Below are 17,561 nucleotides of genomic sequence, written 5' to 3' on the forward strand. Positions count from 1 at the left end.
AACACGGCTATGCGGCAGCGGGATCGTGGATATGTCCGCAACGGGAAGATCGATTGGTGCGCGCAAGACTTCTCCGCCTGCCGTTGGACAAGATCTACCTGATATGCGCGCCCCTGCTGTTCGCCTTGGCCTATATTCTACCGCCGTTTGCGGCGCCGGATGAGGCAGCGCACTTCTACCGAGCGATCCAGATTTCGCACGGGGAGTTCGCTCCAATGGTGGCGGAGAAAACATACAGGCAGGGTGCGGGGGGCGCAGTAGAACAATCGGCATATCGCCTGGTTGATCGTTATTGCGGCATTCCGAATTGGTCATGCGCACTCAAGGTCAGGCCCGCTCTTTCCGAGATCGTAAGCTACGCTCCCGGACGCGGGCCCGATGCAGCACGGCATGTTCGATCGTTCAGCAACACCGTCGTCTATTTCCCGATCGCACATGCAGTGCCGGCGGCGGCGATCGTGGTCGCGCGCGGTCTAGGCTTGAAACCGATAGGATGGCTGTACGCTGGCCGCCTGGCAAACGGCCTGCTGGCAGTCGTGGCCACCTGGCTAGCGTTGCGCCTTCTGCGAGGACGAGCACCGGCATTGCTTGTTTTCGCAATCGCGACGTTGCCCATGGTGGTGTCAGTCGCGCCAACGCTATGCGCCGACTCCAGCGTGATCAGTTGCAGCCTGCTTCTGACGGCCTTGTCTGTCCGCTTGTTCGACAGCGACTTTGGCCGATGGTGGATTTGGCCCCTGCTGATCCTTGCGGTGTTGTTCGCTGCAGTGGCCAAACTCGCTTACCTACCGCTTGCTGCCATCCCTGCCATCTGTGCGCTGGCCGCGAAGCGCTCGTGGCGGGTGCTCTCAGGCACGGCATTGATCGTCGGGCTAGCCGTCGCCGTGACACTGGCCTGGTCGATGGTGACGTACCCTTACGTCTACCCCATATCCCGCCACCTCGATGTCGATGCAGTAGCGCAAACCGCCTACATTCAGGCGCATCCGCTATATTTCCTGTTCGTTCTGCTCAAGTCGATGATTGTTGGAGCGCCGCGCGCGGTTTTGCTGATGATCGGCTGGAAATTGTCCTCCCTCAGCATATTACTGCCGTGGAGCATCATCGCGCTGCCCGCGCTCACGCTCGCCCTCGCGGTGTGGCGGTCGGGCATTGATGCACCTGCAGCGCCATGGTTCCGAAGGGTGGTTCTGGCGGTCATATTGAGCGGAACGTGCGCGACGTTCACTTTTCTATATATCCAGAACAGCCCGGTAGGCGCATTTCGGATACATGGGTATCAAGGCAGGTATCTGATCCCGCTTCTGCCATTCTGCGCACTTGTGATCCCGAAAAAGCTGGCCACGATCGTACCAACTGACGCACGATCGCAGCATCTTGTTGCGGCAGGAGGTATTCTCGCCACTATTTCCGCAACCCTCTTTCTCGCGCTGCGGAGTTGGGGATGACGGCTGGACTCTCCCAGCATGCCGGAACGCCCGAGACTAGGTCCTAACCTGATCATTGCGAAAGGCAGGTAACGCCCAGTAGCAGCCGTTCGCCAAAGCGTTGAACGCCTGCAAACCTTCGGTATGTTCCCGCCATAGTTCGGGGAGCGGAAGGGGCCAGCCAACGAATCAGGTCGCATAGTCACCTTCGGCCGCCGCCTTCGGTGTGATGAAAGCCCAAGTCACGCCGGTCAGCGCTGCGAGCACGAACGTCTCTACAAAGAATTGCCCTTCGGCGGCGAAGGCCAGCCACCAACTGTCCTTGATCCAGAAACTGAATAGGCCGGTTGCGACGATCCGCCCTCTCATCAGCAGTATAAGCAGGACGAACAGCGCGATACGACGAAACTTCGACCCTTTAAGAACCGGCCACAAAAGGTAGATGATAATGAACGAGGAAATGGTCGGCTCTATGAACATGCCATAAATATATTTGTAAACGTAAATTCCGTACGGCATCGTGTGTACTTCAGGCGCCTCAGACAGGTGCAACGTGGCGCTGACTAGATCCGCAATGAACTTCAGCACCGGCAGCAGTCCAAAATAGCCGATGGCACTTGCAATAACGACCGCCGCAAGTGTTGGGACAGACCGATCCGATCCGACCTTTCGGGCTATGACGACCGCGATGGCACCGCTGTAAAACGACAACAGCGCGTTAGGCAGGCGGGTCATCAGCAGGTAGACCCAGCGCAGGTCGATCCACCCATCGGAGACGATGTTGTCGACGACTATAACGCGCAGCGTTTCCTGCAGGAGAACCACCAGCAAGCCAAAGAACGCGGCAGCAAGATAGGTATTATGCCGATCGAAATACCAGCTTGCCAGACGGCAAACGTACACCATCGCGCCAAGCCGTACGACTTGCCCGACATACCTAGCCCAAGGAGGGGCGTCTCCGTCGTTAGGATAGGGGATCCCGAGGTGCGCGATGGCGAGGTCGTGTGATCCCAACGCGAGGAATGCCGTGATAATCATCCCGATCGCGAGGATAGTAGAGTTTCTCACGGTCAAGCCCGTTGCGCGGTGCTTGTGGCACTTGCTGCGATGCGACGGCGGCAAGCGGGCGGACTGCAGTCGTCGGCTGCTCGCCAGCTTGGACGCGCAATATACCGAACTGCTGATCGCCATCACGACCAAGTGGAGCGTGATGCTCATGTTCGCCGGCATGATCCTACTTGGTCTAGGCCTTTCGTTCGGCAGCGTTGGTGATGTGGTGCAGCTGGTGTCCAAGTTCCCCGGCCGGTGGGCGGGCTTCGATCGTGGCATGGATCTAGTAGGTGCGGTGTTCATGTGCACCGGCATGGCATCGATCCACGCGGCCGTGACGAAGCGGCGCTCGATCAGCCTATTCGTCAGCTTGGGGTTTGCCGTGATGGGCGTCGGTATCGGCGTGGTCACGGCGGTGCGGCCATGAATATCCGAGATAGCTGGCCCGCCTTTGCCCTGATGGTGTTCGCCGTCGCGTCCGGCCAGATCGGCAGGCTGGGCCAGAAGTACGAGCGCGGGATAGAGATCGGCCGCAAGCAGGTCATTGTCGAGTTGACGATGCTGCCTTCGGCTCGGTTGGTGGCGCCGCGGCGGTCGAAGGGCACTGGCCTTGGTGGGCGGTGATCGCGGCTGGCATTTGCGCCGGCTGGGGCGGCTTCGGCACGTTCCGTTTGCTCGCCGCTGCCGGAAGAACTGCGCTGCAGCAGGCCATCGTCGTGAAGAGCGATAGCCCGGAGCCCTAAAGGCGACCCGCCCGACAGCTTGAATACCGAACGGGCCGCCCCTGTTCGGCAGCGCAGCCGGGTGGGGTTGCCGCGCTGCCAGGCAGCATCTGATCACCGCGTTTTACTGAAATCAACACCGGAGTATCAATATGACGACGGCAATAGTAGCGACATCGAGATCCGTCGCGGTCAGACCGCTTGGCTCATGGATAAGGGCAGCAAGTTGCTGCGCCGACCGGAACGCCTTCAGCCGCGTCAGGGCGGTATCTAGCGCTGCTTTGTCGATCATACATGCGCGATGCGCCTAATTGACGGAGTCCGCAACGTGCCCGGCGGTGTTCTAACAAACTCAGAGCACAGCAGAAAGCCGCCAGCCTTTCGGCCAGCGGCTTCTCTATCGCGTGACGAAGTGATGCTTATGCGTAGCTGACAGTCGTCTTGACCGCACTACGACGACGCATGGCAAAGCCGACCGCGCCCATGCCAAGGATCATCATGGCCCAGGTCGCGGGCTCAGGAACGGCGCCGGTGGGAGTCACCGACAAACCTGCGATCTTGAAACCATCATTTCTCTGGTTGAGAGCAGCCGACACCAGCCAGACCGAGGCTGAACTGGTAGTTCCAAGCTTGGTCGTGCCTGAAGAACCAGTCCCTGGAAGCGCCGTGAAGATACTTTCGTTGAAGCTTGCGCTAGATAGATTAATGTTCGCGAGCAAGGAAGGCGCACCGAAGATGTTAGAGGTGTCGGCCCAAAAAGCGGCATCGCTGTCGCAGCAACCGATCCCGCTTATCCCGTAGACGTTGCGCGCTAAACTGTCGATCGTCACGTCCTTGTTGAACTGAAGCATCACGAAGTCAGCGCCGGCACCGAGCCCCTTGTTGTCGATCTGATGCGAGCCGTCGAATGCATTATCGGTGCCGTAGATCACTCCCAAGCCCGCATTTGACCAGAAGCCAAGTTGTGCGCGAGAGATCGAATCCGTCGTTATCGCAGAGGTGTTGCTGTCGTTAGCGTGCCAAGCGGTCGCCTTTACGGACAGCGATCCGTCGTCGGACGCGAAGGTGTAAGAGCCAACACCGACCATCGACGTGGTGCCCTTGTTGGTAAAGGTAAATACCGTAGCCGCCGACGCTGACTGGGCAACAAACAGCGCGCTGACCACGGTGGCCCCCAGCGAGATGGCGCGCACAATAGAATGGATCATGAGAGGCCCCCTTAATTAGAATTGCTGCTTTTGACTGCTCACAACGACTTACTGTGGCCGTCGATATCTTAGCAACTCCGGTAAGGTCTCGTTAACCTTCTTTATTACATTTAGGGACAGCGAAGCGTTTGGACAACGCGGTTCTGTCCCACCATGGGTCATCTTACCCGCTGCTCATGTTGGCTGCGAAATGGATACTGCACGGCAGGCGCGCGGGAGGTGTTCGTCGTTTCGATATGATCGATGTCGAGACGACTTACACGATCGCCACGGGCAGCGGCTGGTCGGGGACGCGATCTGGAGAGTTAATCTTCTCAAACTTTGGGATCAGGCTGACAGCTTGCCTAAAGCAAAAAGCCGCCAGCCTCTCGGCCAGCGGCTCTTTTCTGCCTCGCTGAGGCGAAGTGCTTACGCGGCGGCGATCGCGCGCACCTTGTTGGTGAAGTTCACCTCGGAAACCTTCATGCGGCGACGCATCGCGAAACCGATTGCGCCCATGCCGAGGATCATCATCGCCCAGGTCGCAGGCTCAGGGACAGCAGGCGTTACGGCGTTGGTTTCGAAGTTATAGGTGGTGCTACCGCTGGTGGTGGACAATGTCACATTATCGGCAAACGCGTGATAGCCCGAGCCAGCGCCGCTGCCATGACCAACGCTGATGCCGATCACATCCCAGCCAGACCTTGCTGATGCCCAATCAGCAATGGTCATGCCGTTGTTTTCATTTTGCCCACGCAGATAGAACTTGCTGTCGGCCGTAGTGGAATACCACGTGTCAGGAACCGTCTGGTCGCCATAGACGCCGTTATAAGCACCTTCCCAGATCAACTCGCCAACTGATAGGCCGCTTTTGATGAACAAGCGGAGCGCCGGGGTATAGTCGACGTTAAGACCGCCTGCGGAATCGCCAGCCAAGCGCCAGTCGAAGGTGAGCGCGTTGACGCCGCCAAATGAGGTGATCTTCGGCGAGAGGAAATTTGTCCCGCCCAATTGGAAGCGGCTAGCATCGCCCTTCAGCTCGAGAGACCCGTTGCCGTTCCGGTCCTCCGTCGCGGTAATGGCAGCCGCAGTCGTTCCACCGGTCGTGCGCTTCCAAGAAGTGTCGGTCGGCTTGACGATAATCTCGGCGGCCTGAACCGATGTAGCGCCGAAGGCCAAACTCAGGCCGATAATCAACAACTTCTTCATGGAAGACCTCCCCGTTTCTAAACTGTCGGGGCGACTATGTGATTAACGCGATGTTAACAAGTCAGCATTGCTAGCGTGTGTCGTCGTGGGACATTAAGCAGTGCTCAAAGCAGCACCGGCCAGTACCTACGAGGATTCGGATCAGCGTGTCGCGTAGCACGTCCGGGGTCGGCGGGGTCACCGGCGTCTCACCTTGATCTTCATCTCACGGGCGCGTCCGAGAACCGCAGCCGGCGTTCGCTGGAGCCGACGCGCGATCGTGGCGACGTCGGCGTTCTCTTTTACTAAGGTGCTTAGCAAAGCGATGTCTTCATCGCTCCACGCCATGCCCAATCGCGTCATCCGTTGAGGCTCTGCCAATCCGCCTCGGCATCATCGATCGCCTGGAACACGTCGCCGTCCGCCTGTTGCTTACGCAGGTGGGCACGCACCGCCTCAGGGTCGCCATCCTTGGGGAACGTGCGATCGGCGCGAGCAGCGCCGGCCAGATCGTCCACCCAGTCGCCGCGGTCGCGCTGGACGAGCAGCCACCGGCCGAACGTCTCGCGCTTGGCGAGGTAGCTTGCCGGGTCGTTGGTGTCTGGCACGACTATCTCAGTTCACGTTAGACGTCGAAGATTGAGCGTGGTGGCTCGGGCGGCTTGCAGATCTTCAACAAGCCACCCCTGGGCTTGAGGATCTTCTGATCTAAATTCAGTAGTGCTTTATCGAATGTGTGGAACTCTGATGCGTCGGCAACGACTGCGGTCGCGATGTGGATGGCATCCGGCGGTCTAAGTCCTGCATGCCCCGCTTGCATCAATTCGCGACCCAGCGTCCCAACGTAGCGATCTACCGAGACGACCAGGATATAATCGTTGCGAAAGAAGTCGGCTAACGTGTCGGCATCCTCCCCTCTGACGGCCGTGTCTTTGCAGACCTCAGTCAAAGACAAGCCTGACGTGGCGATCTCTATCTGCTTTTTCCGCGCAAGTTCGATATCATGATTGCATCGCCGACTGCGGTCCTCAGTGCCTCCGCCCTTAATCGGCACGACCTCTTGGATGATGGTAGCGATCCACGTGCAGGCGTCCCACGATACCCGCCTAGGCTTCGCCATTCCGTACCTTCTCAAGATATTGCTCGGACGTTAGGCCCTGAGTGTAATTCTTGTCGATTATGTCACTGAGTTGCGGCAGGGCAGCGTTGTCCTCGGCAAAGTCAAGGCGCTCGATTTCAGCTTGGCTAAGTTGCCCAACGTTACGAAATCGCAAGATGCCAACAGCCGTGACCCGGCGGTTTCGCCATACGAAATTTTGCCACTGGTTCTTGCTCTACGTCGCGCAATGCCTGCCCCTTAAGCATGCATCGTATATCGGCACCGGTAACGCGATTTTTGACAACGATATATGGTCGGCCCCAGCCATCCGTCCCAACGTTCTGAATGTAGCCCTCAAAACTGCCTAATTCTAGGTAGGGGTGTATTGAGTCGGAGGTGCGCACAGCCTCCAAGTTCCGAACCGCGGCTATCGCGTTGACGGTTCTCATTTGCACCAGTTCTTCAGTGCCGTTGCCAACGCTAGTGGCTGCTAGACGATTAGTTATACGGCGGGTGAAGCGATCTGCGACCTCAAGGACATTATCCGTAAAATGCAGCGGCCGCACATCATTGGCCTGCATCTGCACCAGCCCTGCAATGACCGCGTCCCGCGCCTTCATCGCGACATCTTCACCTTGAGCGAAGCCGATTGCAGGTATCGCCTCTACGGTGACACGTGCCGGACTGTTTTTGGTCAATCCGACGACGCGCCAGTCAAATCGCTCCACATCATCTCCGGAAATCGAGGCCGCAACCCCGTTCACCATCTCGAAGAAGTCTTGGATTTGATCGATAAGGTCGCTGAGCAGCGGTGCGTCGTCTGCGGTCCGGCCGGAGATGCTAAGTTCGACAGTGGTGGTCACCGACATCCCTCCCATCTGCGTCGCCGTGCGCACTATATGGACGATATAATTGAGGCGGAGTAAAGGCATTCTGCGCGCCGGAGGATCACGTACGCCTACCCTCTCAGCATACCCCCCGCGCCGCCATGATCCCCTTCAGGGCGGTCGAAGGCGGGTTCGCGCCCGTCGTCATGCCGATCGTCCAGTTGGCCCGTGGCTGGCGTCCAGCAGGCGTCCGGTGCGCGGCCTAAGCGGGCCTTAGTGTTCAATCCTACGTTGATGCACCGCCTGCATAATTTTGACGACGCGCAGCCATCGAGGGAGTGCCTGGTGCTTGCCTTCAGCGACTAGCCACCTCGCATGAGCGATTGCCGCGTTCGGCCAATCATCACCATGGGCCTGGATAAACGCGAGGCCGTCAGCCCACAGGTTGCTTGTCTCGTCGATCATGTAGCAGGCGCCCGCCTAGTTCCGCTTCCCGTCCAGCAGGCTGGACGCTGGCGGTGCGTCACGCAAGATGATATCCGCCCAGATCTGCGACAGCTCGCGCCGTCGTTCCATGTGCGCCGCCCTGTTGTAGGCTCCCTCGACCTTATCTTCGGCGACGTGCGCAAGCATGAGGTTGATCACCTCGCGATCGTCTGGCCGCCCTTCCCTGCGCCGCCACTCGTTCATCAACGACGAGAACGACGATCGCCAGCCATGTGGGCAGTGCCGGTGCTTGTAGACCCCACCAGCTGCGCGGATAATCAGCGCGCGAACGGCGTTCTCTGACATCGGCCGATGGGCGTGACGATCGTTCGGGAACAGGAACGGCAGGTGCCCGGTGAGCGGTCGCACCGCTTCGATCGTCTCGACTGCCTGTCGAGACAGGGGCACGAGATGCTCAAACTCAACATCGTCCTTCAGCCGCAGCGCCAGTTTCATAGTACCCGGCGGCACGCGCCAGACGGGGTTCTCACCGTCTAGCCCTTCCAGTTCCGTCCAGCGGCAATGTCGCTGCACTGCGGATCGAACGGCGGTCAACGCGATAAGACGATTCGCGAGCTTGGTAATCGGGCTGGCATTCTCAGCCTCGACGTCCGCGATCAACTGCCGGCACTCGTCCAAGTCGGTTAGCGCCGGCTGTTTGCCCGCCTTAGGCTTGGGCTTGAGCAGCGACTTTACCACGGCCGCAGGATCCTCGCTGCGCATGCCGCCCGCTACTGCATACGCGAACACGTCACTGGCACGCTGACGGAGGCGGTGGGCCGTCTCGATCGCGCCCCGGCGCTCGACCTTCCGCAGGGCATCAAGCAACAACGCCTCGGTTACATCCTTGATCGGCATCGCACCGATCTGCGGGAACAAGTCCTTCGTTAGGCTGTCGATCACGTTGCTGGCGTGGACGCTGCTCCAGCGGGGCTTGTTCAATTCGTACCAGGCGCGGGCGCACGCCTCGAAGGTGTTCGATGACCAAGGCTTCGGGCGGCAGCGGCCTGCTTCTTCTCGACGGATGGATCGCGGCCCTCGCGCAGGATGACTTTGGCACGCTCGCGCTCCTCGCGCGCCTTGATCAATGACACGTGGGCATAGGTGCCGAAGGTCAGCAGCTTCTCTTTACCGCCAAAGCGATACTTCATCCTCCAGGACCGATTGCCGGTCGGCGAGACGAGCAAAAAGAGCCCGCCACCGTCTGTGAGCTTGTACGGTTTCTCCGCGCCCCTCGCCTTCTTCGCTTGCGTATCGGTCAGCATGCTACCCCGCATGGGGGTACAATACTGCTACCCCCGGCCCCATACCCCCGCGGATACCCCGACAGGAGCCACGCTTGGGCCGGATCGAACCGGACACCACCGGACGATCAAATCCGCGCGTTTCTGCGGGTTCTATAGACGTTCTCGGATGTTCGGGGAAGTCACCGGACAGGCCGGTGGTGGACAGGGCTGGATTCGAACCAGCGTACGCTTGCACGGGCAGATTTACAGTCTGCTGCCTTTAACCACTCGGCCACCTGTCCAGTTGGGCCGCTAAAAAGCGAGGCGGTCCCCTGCCAAGCGCGGGGGCGCGTGTCAACGCTTGGGCGTACGATTAGCGCAATGGTTGTCGCGCCGGTGCGCGGGCTGGCATCTTTGGGAGGCGCGGGGTACGTGGCCTCGCATAGAGACCCCGGCCGCATGTTGGGGTGCCGAGCGTGAGAACATCCGATGGCCCGTCGCGGACACCGCCCTTCCCAGACCCCTGCCGGCCGTCCGCGCTTCTGGGGCCGCCACGCGGTGACGGCAGCGCTTGCCAATCCCGAACGCGTCGTGCGCAAGATCTGGGCGACGCGCGAGGCGCTGGGCGCGCTGTCGATCCCGTCCACGATCCCGGTGGTGTTCGCCGATGTCGCCGATCTCGCACGGCTGGTGCCGTCCGATGCGCCGCACCAGGGGCTGGTGGCGGAAGTCGATCCGCTGGAGGATATCTGGCTCGGCGACCTGTTGCAGCAGGGCGCGGACGACAAACGACCGCTGGTGATCCTGGACGGCGTCACCGACCCGCACAATGTCGGCGCGATCCTGCGCTCGGCCGCGGCGTTCGACGCGCTGGGCATCATCACGCCGGATCGCAACGCACCGCCCGAATCGGGCACCATCGCGCGCGCCGCTTCGGGGGCGCTGGAACTGGTGCCCTGGATCCGCGTCGTGAACCTGGCGCGCGCGCTGGAGGAGATTGCGGAAGCCGGTTTCTGGCGCGTCGGCCTCGACGGCGAAGCGACGCAGAGCTTCGCCCAGGCGATCGGGCAGCAGCGCGTCGCGATCGTGCTCGGCGCCGAGGGCGAAGGCATGCGGCAGAACACCGCGGCGCATTGCGACGAGCTCGCCCGCCTCCCGATCTCGCCGCAGATCGAGAGCCTCAACGTGTCGAATGCCGCCGCGATCGCACTCTACGCGGCGGCGGTTCGGGGCTAGCGCGCTCCCTCAGTCTTCCTCGGCGATCGTCACGCGCAGGCCGTCCAGTGCCTCGGTCATCTCGACCTGGCACGACAGGCGTGAATTGGCGTCGCGCTCGCTGGACGAATCGAGCAGGTCGTTCTCGTCTTCGCTCATCTTGGGCAGTTTGGCCGCAAATTCCGGGTCGACATGCACGTGGCAGGTGGCACACGAACAGCAACCGCCGCACAGCGCCAGGATCTCGTCGATGCCGGCGTCACGAATGACTTCCATCACCGACAGGCCCGCCTCCGCATCGATCTCGCGTTCTTCCCCTTCGCGCGTCACGACGATAAGCTTCGGCATCATAGTCTCCTGAACGTGGTCGCGCCGCCATGCCGCGCCCTGCTCCCTCGATCAAGGATATCCGCATGGGCCTGAGTGCCGAACAGCTGCGCACGTCGCTCGATGCGCTCTGCGCCATCGAGCCCGCCTTCGGCGCCGCCGTTGCGCGCGTCGGCTATCCGGCACCGCGCATCAACCCGCGCGGCTATGCCACGCTGCTGCGCACGATCATCGGGCAGCAGGTCAGCACGCAGAGCGCACAGGCGGTGTGGCACAAGCTGGAGGGCCTGGTGGGCGCGCTCACCGATCCCGGCAACATCGTTCGCGCCAGCGACGAGCAACTGCGCGCCGCCGGCCTGTCGCGACAGAAGCTCGGCTATGCCCGCAGCCTGGCCGCGGAAGTGACCAGCGGCCGGCTCGATCTCGCGGCCTTGCCCGCCGACGACGAGGAAGCGATCGCCAAGCTGGTTGCGGTCAAGGGCATCGGCCGCTGGTCGGCGGAGGTGTACCTGTTGTTCGCCGAGGGACGCCCCGACATCTGGCCGGCGGGCGACCTGGCGGTGCAGATCGAGATCGGGCGGATCCTGGGACATGACGGCCGCCCTTCGGAAAAGCTGACGCGCGAAGTAGCCGAGCGCTGGCGCCCGCACCGCGGCGCGGCGGCGATCTTCACCTGGCACCATTACAATAGCGACATGACGGTGATCTGATCCGACATTGATTGGGATGATTGACGTGGTGATGGCATTGCGGAAAGGATCGACGCAATGTCTCCCCCGCCGCCCCTTTCCGACGCCGGCCTTGGCCTTGGCACCGATCATTCGGATCGCCGTCCCTCGCTGTCGGAGAGCTATCGCACCGTGAAGGTGCCGCTCGGCAAGGGGCGGTTCTGGGGCAAGATCGGCGCGTTTGCCGGTCCCGGCTATATGGTCGCCGTCGGCTATATGGATCCGGGCAATTGGGCGACCGACCTCGCCGGCGGGTCGGCGTTCGGCTATACCTTGCTCTCCGTCATCCTGATCTCGAACATCATGGCGATGGTGTTGCAATCGCTGTCGGCCAAGCTCGGCATCGTCACCGGGCTGGATCTCGCCCAGGCATGCCGCGCCAATTACGGGCGCACGGTCAATTTCTGCCTGTGGGTGCTGTGCGAGCTGGCGATCATCGCCTGCGACCTGGCCGAAGTGCTGGGCACGGCGATCGCGCTGCAATTGCTGTTCGGCCTGCCGCTGGTCGCCGGCGTGTGCCTCACCGCGTTCGACGTGATGTTGATCCTCGCGCTGCAGCGCTTCGGTTTCCGCAAGCTGGAGGCGTTCATCGTTGCGCTGCTGGTGGTGATCGCCGGCTGTTTCGCCTTCGAACTCGCCATCGCGCAACCGAGCATCGCGGCGATCGCTGGCGGGCTGATCCCGCGCGCGGAAATCGTTACCAATCCGGCCATGCTGTACATTGCGATCGGCATCCTCGGGGCGACGGTGATGCCGCACAATCTGTACCTCCACAGCTCGATCGTGCAGACCCGCGCCTTCGACCGGGACGAGGCCGGCAAGCGCGATGCGGTGCGCCACGCGACGATCGACAGCACGGTGGCGCTGGGCCTCGCGCTCTTCATCAACGCATCGATCCTGATCCTGGCGGCGGCCGCCTTCCATGTGAACGGGCGCACCGACGTGGCGGATATCGGCCAGGCGTATCAACTGCTCTCGCCGACTTTGGGCGCCGGTGCGGCAAGCGTGGTGTTCGCGGTGGCGTTGCTCGCCTCGGGGCAGAATTCGACCGTGACGGGCACGCTCGCCGGTCAGATCGTCGCCGAGGGGTTCCTCAACCTGCGACTGCCGGTGTGGCTGCGACGGATGGTGACGCGGCTGCTGGCGATCGTGCCGGCAGTGATTGTGGTCGGCATGAAGGGCGACGAAGGCGCGACCGAATTGCTCGTGCTGAGCCAGGTCGTGCTGAGCCTGCAGCTGCCGTTCGCCATCGTGCCGCTGGTGCGCTTCACGGGGGACAGGGCGCAGATGGGCGTGTTCGCCAACGCGCCCTGGCTGAAGCTCGCGGCGTGGGGGATCGCCGCGGTTATTATTCTGTTGAACCTCAAGCTGCTGTGGAGCTTCTTCCTCGGTTAGAGGTCGCTCTAGCCCTTGTTCCCCGGCGAAGGCCCGGGCCCAGTCGCGGGACGAGAGTGGCTACCGACAGCGCTCCGTTACGAAAACCTGTCCGCCTGGCCCCCGGCCTTCGCCGGGGAACGGTTCGGGCGGCTTACGCCCTTCGACAAGCTCAGGACGAACGGTTGGTCTTAGGACAAGCGTGATGGAAGCGCGACCTCTCGGCCGCCGGCGCCCTAGTACAGCACCACCGTGCGGATGCTCTCGCCGGCGTGCATCAGATCGAAGCCCTTGTTGATGTCTTCCAGGTCCAGCACGTGGGTGATCATCGGGTCGATCTCGATCCGGCCGTTCATGTACCAATCGACGATCTTGGGCACATCGGTGCGGCCCTTGGCCCCGCCGAACGCCGTGCCGCGCCAGTTGCGGCCGGTGACGAGCTGGAACGGCCGCGTCGCGATCTCCTTGCCCGCTTCCGCCACGCCGATGATGATGCTGGTGCCCCAGCCGCGATGGCACGCCTCCAGCGCCTGGCGCATGACCGTCGTGTTGCCGGTGCAGTCGAACGTATAGTCCGCCCCGCCATCGGTCAGCGCGACGAGATGCGCGACGATATCGCCGCTAATATCCTTGGGATTGACGAAGTGCGTCATGCCGAAGCGCCGGCCCCATTCCTCACGGTCGGGGTTGATGTCGACGCCGACGATCATCCCTGCCCCCGCCATCCGTGCGCCCTGCAGCACGTTGAGGCCGATGCCACCCAGGCCGAACACGATCACCGTCTCACCGGCCTGTACCTTGGCGGTGTTGACCACCGCGCCGACGCCGGTCGTCACGCCGCAGCCGATATAGCAGCTCGTCTTGAACGGCGCGTCTTCACGGATCTTGGCGACGGCGATCTCGGGCAGCACGGTGAAGTTCGAGAAGGTCGAGCAGCCCATATAATGGTAGATCGGCTGGCCATTATAGCTGAACCGCGTGGTCCCATCGGGCATCAGCCCCTTGCCCTGGGTCGCGCGGATCGCGGTGCACAGGTTGGTCTTGCCGCTGAGGCACGACTTACACTGGCGGCATTCCGGCGTGTAGAGCGGAATGACATGGTCGCCCGGCTTCACGCTGATGACGCCCGCCCCGACCTCGCGCACGATCCCGGCGCCTTCGTGCCCCAGCACACTCGGGAAAATGCCCTCGGAGTCGAGGCCATCCAGCGTATAGGCATCGGTGTGGCAGATGCCGGTCGCCATGATCTCGACCAGCACTTCGCCGGGCTTGGGACCTTCCAGATCGAGTTCGACGATCTCGAGCGGCTTCTTGGCTTCGAATGCGACGGCGGCGCGGGTCTTCATGGGATAGTCTCCTTGAGCGCCCTTACCGCCGATCCGTCGCTCCGCGCTAGAGCATGATGATCAACGCGCGCGGCTTGCGGTGAAAACCGCCCTGTTCCCCGACGAAGGCCGAGGTCCAGTAACGATGTCCGAAGTGGCGAGCGCAGCGTAAGTTTCTCAGCCGTTTCGCGACTGGGCCCCGGCCTTCGCCGGAGAACAGTGCAGAGGCACCCGCGCTACCGCAGTTTAGGCAGAGATTAGACCCGCTGCAATGCCGCCACGAACGCCCGCGCGTTCGCGCCCACTTCCTCAGCTGTCATCCCCGGCTTGTACAACGCCGAGCCGAGCCCGAAGCCATCAGCTCCAGCGTCCTGCCACGGCGCCATGCCCTCGGGCGTGATCCCGCCGACGGGCAGCACCCGCGCCGTTTTGGGGAGCACCGCGCGCATCGCCTTCAGCACGCCCGGCGTGGCGGCCTCGGCCGGGAACAGCTTGAGCGCGGTCGCGCCAGCGCCAAGCGCAGCAAAGGCTTCGCTCGGCGTGGCGATGCCGGGCAGCGACACATAGCCCGCCGCCGCGCTGGTTTCGATCACACGCAGATTGGCGTTGGGCGAGATGACCAGCGTGCCGCCCGCTTCACCGACATGGTGCACGTCCTCGGGACGCAATACCGTCCCGGCCCCGATCACGGCGCGCCCGGCCAGCCGCTGCGAGAGCAAAGCGATGCTGTCGAACGGCTGCGGTGAATTCAGCGGCACTTCGATGATTGTGAAACCCGCCTCGACCAGCGCATCGCCGATGGCGCCCACCTCGTCGGGACGAACCCCGCGCAGGATCGCGACCAGGGGGCAGCTTGCGAAAGCAGCGTCGAAATCGCTGAGGTGGCTCACATCATTTCTCCAATGGCGATGATTCCAGCGACGAACGCGCTGTGGCTGTCGACCAGCCGGGCCGTGCGGCCATTCGCTTCGATCGCGGCGACATACAGGCCGCCCAATACCGGATCGGCCAGCACATGGACGATCTCGTGCGACGTCTCCGCCATCCGCGCCGCGACATCGCTGCCGATCAGCAGGCCGCTGGCATAGGATGCCGCGTCAACATCGTCACGCTGCCCCAGCATGAAGCTCGCGCGGATGCCGAACAAAGAGGCGGCAAGATCGCGCTTGCGACCCTCGACCAGCCCCGCACGGAAGGCATCGCCCAGCGTCACCTCGGCGCCAAGCTGCGCCGCCAGCAGGCCATGCTTGCGCAAGAGCGAGAACAGTTCGCCGGTCATCGCGGTCACGAACTGCATCACGCGGCCATTTTGTATCTCGGCCCATTTGCAGTGCGTCCCCGGCTGGGCAAGCAAGGCATCCCGCGGCGCCAGCCCTGACGCAAGCGCCCCGACGAACTGCGTTTCCTCACCACGCATGATATCCGCGCGCCCATCTCGGAGCGACGAGATGCCGGGCACGATCGCGGTACGATCGTCGATACGCAGCAGCCCGGCGACCAGTTCGTCGATCCCGGCCGGTGCCGGCACATAGGGGGCCACCCGCCAGCCGATATTCGCGCCGACCATGCCGGCCAGCAGCATCGGCAGGTCGCCGAAGCGGGCGCGAATATCTGCCACTTCCTGCTCGAACCCACCCTTGGCGACGGCTGTCACGCCATGATCGTCGCGCTCGGTGCGGACGACCTTGCCGTCTTCGATCAGGAAGACGCGGCGATTCGTCGTCCCCCAATCGACCGCCAGGAACGGTGCGGTCACGCGGCGGACCCCATCACCACCACGTCGCGTAGAGCGCGATGAGGATCAGCGCGACGCCGACGGCGCCGATGTTGAACCCGGTCGTCGTCTTGAACTTGACGCCCTCCATCGTGATGCGGTTGGCGTTTGCCCGGGCATTAACCAGCAGCGAGATGCCGACAGCGAGCGCCAGCGAGACGAGGAAGACGATCCCCATCCGGTCCATGAACGGCACCTCCGGCAAGGCGACCTTCATGACATAGGATAGCAGCACCGAGGCGACCGCCGCGGCGATCGCGCCCGCTTCGTTGGCGCGCTTCCAGAACAATCCCAGCAGGAAGATCACCGTGATGCCGGGCGTGAAGAAGCCCGAGAACTCCTGGATGAACTGGAAGGCCTGGTCGGACTGGCCGATCAGCGGGCGGGCGGCGATGATCGCGATGACGATCGCGACGGCCGCGGTCACGCGGCCGACGAGCACGAGATGCCCCTCGGACACCTTGGCCCCCTCGCTATCCCGCGGGCCGTCCTCCGAACGCGTCGGGATCTTGCGCGCCTTGGCGTACAGATCGAGCGTGAAGATGGTGGCGATGGAATTGATCTTGGAGGCGGTGGAGGCGATGATCGCGGCGACCAGCGCGGAGAAGACCAGGCCCAGCAGGCCCGTCGGCAACAGGCGCATCATCGTCGGATACGCTTCGTCCGGCTTGACCAGATCGGGTGCCAACACGACCGCGGCGATGCCGGGCAACACGATGATCACCGGCATCAGCAGCTTGAGATAGGCCGCGAACATCACGCCTTTCTGCGCTTCGGCCAGGTTCTTGGCGGCGAGCGCGCGCTGGATGATATACTGATTGAAGCCCCAATAGCTGAGATTGGCGATCCACATGCCGCCGATCAGCACCGAGATGCCGGGCAGATCCTTGTAGAACGGATTGTCGCGCGTCAGGATCATGTCGAAATGGTCGGGCACGCGCGCGGTGAGCTTGGCGAAGCCCGCCAGCACCCCTGCCCCGCCGCCGATCTGGTCGAGCGTGAGGTAGGAAACGACGAGACCGCCGAAGACCAAGAGCGTGACCTGCACGATGTCGGTCAGCGCGACCGCCTTCAGCCCGCCCCACAACTGATACAGCAGCGCGAACAGGCCGAGCCCGATCAGCGCATAGCCCTGATCGACGCCCGCCACCTTGTTCACCGCGATCGAACCGAGCCAGATGATCGAGGTGAGGTTTACGAAGACGTAGAGCGCGAGCCAGAACAACGCCATCAGCGTGCGGATGCTGGGGCCGTACCGCTGTTCCAGGAACTGCGGCATCGTGTAGATTTCGTTCTTCAGGAAGATCGGCAGGAAGAACTTGCCGACGATCAGCAGCGTCAGCGCCGCCATCCATTCGTACGAGGCGATGGCCAGACCGATGGCGTAGCCCGATCCCGACATGCCGACGATCTGTTCGGCCGAGATGTTCGCCGCGATCAGCGACGCGCCGATCGCCCACCAGGGCAGCGACTTCGAGGCAAGGAAATAGTCGGACGTATCCTTGACGTGGCCGGCCTTCTCCCGGCTGACCCACTGGGCGAGCGCGAAAATGCCGATCGCATAGGCGATGACGACGGCCAGATCGATGTTGGACAGGCTCATGGC

The 17,561-nt window shown here is 62.5% G+C and carries 21 protein-coding genes and 1 tRNA gene; 6 read left to right on the forward strand and 16 right to left on the reverse strand.

The features are described 5' to 3' along the window. The first annotated feature begins 56 nt into the window (after nucleotides 1-56). Entirely contained in the window at nucleotides 57-1,448 is a 1,392-nt protein-coding gene (locus NV382_RS07495; protein ID WP_260599883.1) for a DUF2142 domain-containing protein, read from the forward strand. Nucleotides 1,449-1,616: 168 nt separating this feature from the next. Here NV382_RS07495 and NV382_RS07500 read toward each other — a convergent pair whose 3' ends face one another. Next, nucleotides 1,617-2,645 (reverse strand): hypothetical protein, encoded by a 1,029-nt coding sequence (locus NV382_RS07500; RefSeq protein ID WP_260599884.1) that lies wholly within the window; start codon nucleotides 2,643-2,645, stop codon nucleotides 1,617-1,619. On the opposite strand from NV382_RS07500, the gene NV382_RS07505 reads away from it, so the two are divergent. Further along, complete coding sequence (locus NV382_RS07505) at nucleotides 2,644-2,904, forward strand: hypothetical protein (protein WP_260599885.1); 261 nt, start codon at nucleotides 2,644-2,646, stop codon at nucleotides 2,902-2,904. The genes NV382_RS07500 and NV382_RS07505 overlap by 2 nt on opposite strands. Further along, entirely contained in the window at nucleotides 2,901-3,101 is a 201-nt protein-coding gene (locus NV382_RS07510) for a hypothetical protein (protein ID WP_260599886.1), read from the forward strand. Before NV382_RS07505 ends, NV382_RS07510 begins: the two co-directional genes overlap by 4 nt. Nucleotides 3,102-3,332: 231 nt before the next feature. Here NV382_RS07510 and NV382_RS07515 read toward each other — a convergent pair whose 3' ends face one another. The 10 genes from NV382_RS07515 to NV382_RS07560 form a co-directional block, all read right to left on the reverse strand. Beyond that, nucleotides 3,333-3,491, reverse strand: coding sequence for a hypothetical protein (locus NV382_RS07515; RefSeq protein WP_260599887.1), 159 nt, complete (start codon nucleotides 3,489-3,491; stop codon nucleotides 3,333-3,335). A 127-nt stretch (nucleotides 3,492-3,618) separates the two neighbouring features. Continuing rightward, entirely contained in the window at nucleotides 3,619-4,407 is a 789-nt protein-coding gene (locus NV382_RS07520; protein WP_260599888.1) for a PEPxxWA-CTERM sorting domain-containing protein, read from the reverse strand. Between the two features lie 408 nt (nucleotides 4,408-4,815). Beyond that, complete coding sequence (locus NV382_RS07525; RefSeq protein WP_260599889.1) at nucleotides 4,816-5,595, reverse strand: PEPxxWA-CTERM sorting domain-containing protein; 780 nt, start codon at nucleotides 5,593-5,595, stop codon at nucleotides 4,816-4,818. Between the two features lie 338 nt (nucleotides 5,596-5,933). After that, nucleotides 5,934-6,182 (reverse strand): hypothetical protein, encoded by a 249-nt coding sequence (locus NV382_RS07530; RefSeq protein WP_260599890.1) that lies wholly within the window; start codon nucleotides 6,180-6,182, stop codon nucleotides 5,934-5,936. A gap of 17 nt (nucleotides 6,183-6,199) precedes the next feature. Further along, nucleotides 6,200-6,694: a type II toxin-antitoxin system VapC family toxin gene (locus NV382_RS07535; protein ID WP_260599891.1), complete on the reverse strand. Its 495-nt coding sequence runs from the start codon at nucleotides 6,692-6,694 to the stop codon at nucleotides 6,200-6,202. Nucleotides 6,695-6,834: 140 nt separating this feature from the next. Then, a complete protein-coding gene (locus NV382_RS07540) occupies nucleotides 6,835-7,536 on the reverse strand; it encodes a hypothetical protein (RefSeq protein ID WP_260599892.1) in 702 nt (233 codons plus the stop codon). 237 nt (nucleotides 7,537-7,773) lie between these two features. Further along, nucleotides 7,774-7,965, reverse strand: a complete 192-nt coding sequence (locus tag NV382_RS07545; RefSeq protein WP_260599893.1) for a hypothetical protein — start codon at nucleotides 7,963-7,965, stop codon at nucleotides 7,774-7,776. A 15-nt stretch (nucleotides 7,966-7,980) separates the two neighbouring features. Further along, nucleotides 7,981-8,928, reverse strand: a complete 948-nt coding sequence (locus NV382_RS07550) for a tyrosine-type recombinase/integrase (RefSeq protein WP_260599894.1) — start codon at nucleotides 8,926-8,928, stop codon at nucleotides 7,981-7,983. After that, nucleotides 8,925-9,251, reverse strand: a complete 327-nt coding sequence (locus NV382_RS07555) for an Arm DNA-binding domain-containing protein (protein ID WP_260599895.1) — start codon at nucleotides 9,249-9,251, stop codon at nucleotides 8,925-8,927. Before NV382_RS07555 ends, NV382_RS07550 begins: the two co-directional genes overlap by 4 nt. A 177-nt stretch (nucleotides 9,252-9,428) precedes the next feature. After that, nucleotides 9,429-9,514: transfer RNA gene (locus tag NV382_RS07560), tRNA-Tyr, on the reverse strand. Between the two features lie 187 nt (nucleotides 9,515-9,701). Between NV382_RS07560 and rlmB the strand changes: the two genes are divergently transcribed. Further along, entirely contained in the window at nucleotides 9,702-10,448 is a 747-nt protein-coding gene (gene rlmB, locus NV382_RS07565) for a 23S rRNA (guanosine(2251)-2'-O)-methyltransferase RlmB (RefSeq protein WP_260599896.1), read from the forward strand. Nucleotides 10,449-10,457: 9 nt separating this feature from the next. Here the strand turns inward: rlmB and NV382_RS07570 are convergent, their stop codons facing one another. After that, nucleotides 10,458-10,775: a 2Fe-2S iron-sulfur cluster-binding protein gene (locus NV382_RS07570; RefSeq protein ID WP_260599897.1), complete on the reverse strand. Its 318-nt coding sequence runs from the start codon at nucleotides 10,773-10,775 to the stop codon at nucleotides 10,458-10,460. Nucleotides 10,776-10,840: 65 nt separating this feature from the next. On the opposite strand from NV382_RS07570, the gene NV382_RS07575 reads away from it, so the two are divergent. Next, complete coding sequence (locus NV382_RS07575) at nucleotides 10,841-11,464, forward strand: DNA-3-methyladenine glycosylase family protein (RefSeq protein WP_260599898.1); 624 nt, start codon at nucleotides 10,841-10,843, stop codon at nucleotides 11,462-11,464. Between the two features lie 57 nt (nucleotides 11,465-11,521). Beyond that, on the forward strand, nucleotides 11,522-12,877 hold the full coding sequence (locus tag NV382_RS07580) for an Nramp family divalent metal transporter (RefSeq protein ID WP_260599899.1): 1,356 nt from the start codon (nucleotides 11,522-11,524) through the stop codon (nucleotides 12,875-12,877). Nucleotides 12,878-13,092: 215 nt separating this feature from the next. Here the strand turns inward: NV382_RS07580 and NV382_RS07585 are convergent, their stop codons facing one another. From NV382_RS07585 to NV382_RS07600, 4 genes are all read right to left on the reverse strand, one after another. After that, on the reverse strand, nucleotides 13,093-14,202 hold the full coding sequence (locus NV382_RS07585) for an S-(hydroxymethyl)glutathione dehydrogenase/class III alcohol dehydrogenase (protein WP_260599900.1): 1,110 nt from the start codon (nucleotides 14,200-14,202) through the stop codon (nucleotides 13,093-13,095). Nucleotides 14,203-14,438: 236 nt separating this feature from the next. After that, the gene (locus tag NV382_RS07590) at nucleotides 14,439-15,071 is read right to left on the reverse strand and encodes a 2-dehydro-3-deoxy-6-phosphogalactonate aldolase (protein ID WP_260599901.1); all 633 of its coding nucleotides are present in this window, start codon (nucleotides 15,069-15,071) and stop codon (nucleotides 14,439-14,441) included. Further along, nucleotides 15,068-15,937, reverse strand: a complete 870-nt coding sequence (locus NV382_RS07595; protein ID WP_260599902.1) for a 2-dehydro-3-deoxygalactonokinase — start codon at nucleotides 15,935-15,937, stop codon at nucleotides 15,068-15,070. Before NV382_RS07595 ends, NV382_RS07590 begins: the two co-directional genes overlap by 4 nt. Nucleotides 15,938-15,950: 13 nt before the next feature. Beyond that, nucleotides 15,951-17,558 (reverse strand): sodium/sugar symporter, encoded by a 1,608-nt coding sequence (locus NV382_RS07600; RefSeq protein WP_260599903.1) that lies wholly within the window; start codon nucleotides 17,556-17,558, stop codon nucleotides 15,951-15,953. Nucleotides 17,559-17,561 lie beyond the last annotated feature (3 nt).

The sequence above is a fragment of the Sphingomonas endolithica genome (assembly GCF_025231525.1).
In the GTDB taxonomy this organism is placed as follows: Bacteria; Pseudomonadota; Alphaproteobacteria; order Sphingomonadales; family Sphingomonadaceae; genus Sphingomonas; species Sphingomonas endolithica.

What these genes read in the sequence shown, in the direction of transcription:
- NV382_RS07600 (WP_260599903.1), bottom strand. Translation starts at nt 17,558, where the DNA reads ATGAGCCTGTCCAACATCGATCTGGCCGTCGTCATCGCCTATGCGATC.
- NV382_RS07515 (WP_260599887.1), bottom strand. Translation starts at nt 3,491, where the DNA reads ATGATCGACAAAGCAGCGCTAGATACCGCCCTGACGCGGCTGAAGGCG.
- NV382_RS07510 (WP_260599886.1), top strand. Translation starts at nt 2,901, where the DNA reads ATGAATATCCGAGATAGCTGGCCCGCCTTTGCCCTGATGGTGTTCGCC.
- NV382_RS07525 (WP_260599889.1), bottom strand. Translation starts at nt 5,595, where the DNA reads ATGAAGAAGTTGTTGATTATCGGCCTGAGTTTGGCCTTCGGCGCTACA.
- NV382_RS07505 (WP_260599885.1), top strand. Translation starts at nt 2,644, where the DNA reads ATGTTCGCCGGCATGATCCTACTTGGTCTAGGCCTTTCGTTCGGCAGC.
- NV382_RS07585 (WP_260599900.1), bottom strand. Translation starts at nt 14,202, where the DNA reads ATGAAGACCCGCGCCGCCGTCGCATTCGAAGCCAAGAAGCCGCTCGAG.
- NV382_RS07570 (WP_260599897.1), bottom strand. Translation starts at nt 10,775, where the DNA reads ATGCCGAAGCTTATCGTCGTGACGCGCGAAGGGGAAGAACGCGAGATC.
- NV382_RS07545 (WP_260599893.1), bottom strand. Translation starts at nt 7,965, where the DNA reads ATGATCGACGAGACAAGCAACCTGTGGGCTGACGGCCTCGCGTTTATC.
- NV382_RS07580 (WP_260599899.1), top strand. Translation starts at nt 11,522, where the DNA reads ATGTCTCCCCCGCCGCCCCTTTCCGACGCCGGCCTTGGCCTTGGCACC.
- rlmB (WP_260599896.1), top strand. Translation starts at nt 9,702, where the DNA reads ATGGCCCGTCGCGGACACCGCCCTTCCCAGACCCCTGCCGGCCGTCCG.
- NV382_RS07500 (WP_260599884.1), bottom strand. Translation starts at nt 2,645, where the DNA reads ATGAGCATCACGCTCCACTTGGTCGTGATGGCGATCAGCAGTTCGGTA.
- NV382_RS07520 (WP_260599888.1), bottom strand. Translation starts at nt 4,407, where the DNA reads ATGATCCATTCTATTGTGCGCGCCATCTCGCTGGGGGCCACCGTGGTC.
- NV382_RS07535 (WP_260599891.1), bottom strand. Translation starts at nt 6,694, where the DNA reads ATGGCGAAGCCTAGGCGGGTATCGTGGGACGCCTGCACGTGGATCGCT.
- NV382_RS07575 (WP_260599898.1), top strand. Translation starts at nt 10,841, where the DNA reads ATGGGCCTGAGTGCCGAACAGCTGCGCACGTCGCTCGATGCGCTCTGC.
- NV382_RS07555 (WP_260599895.1), bottom strand. Translation starts at nt 9,251, where the DNA reads ATGCTGACCGATACGCAAGCGAAGAAGGCGAGGGGCGCGGAGAAACCG.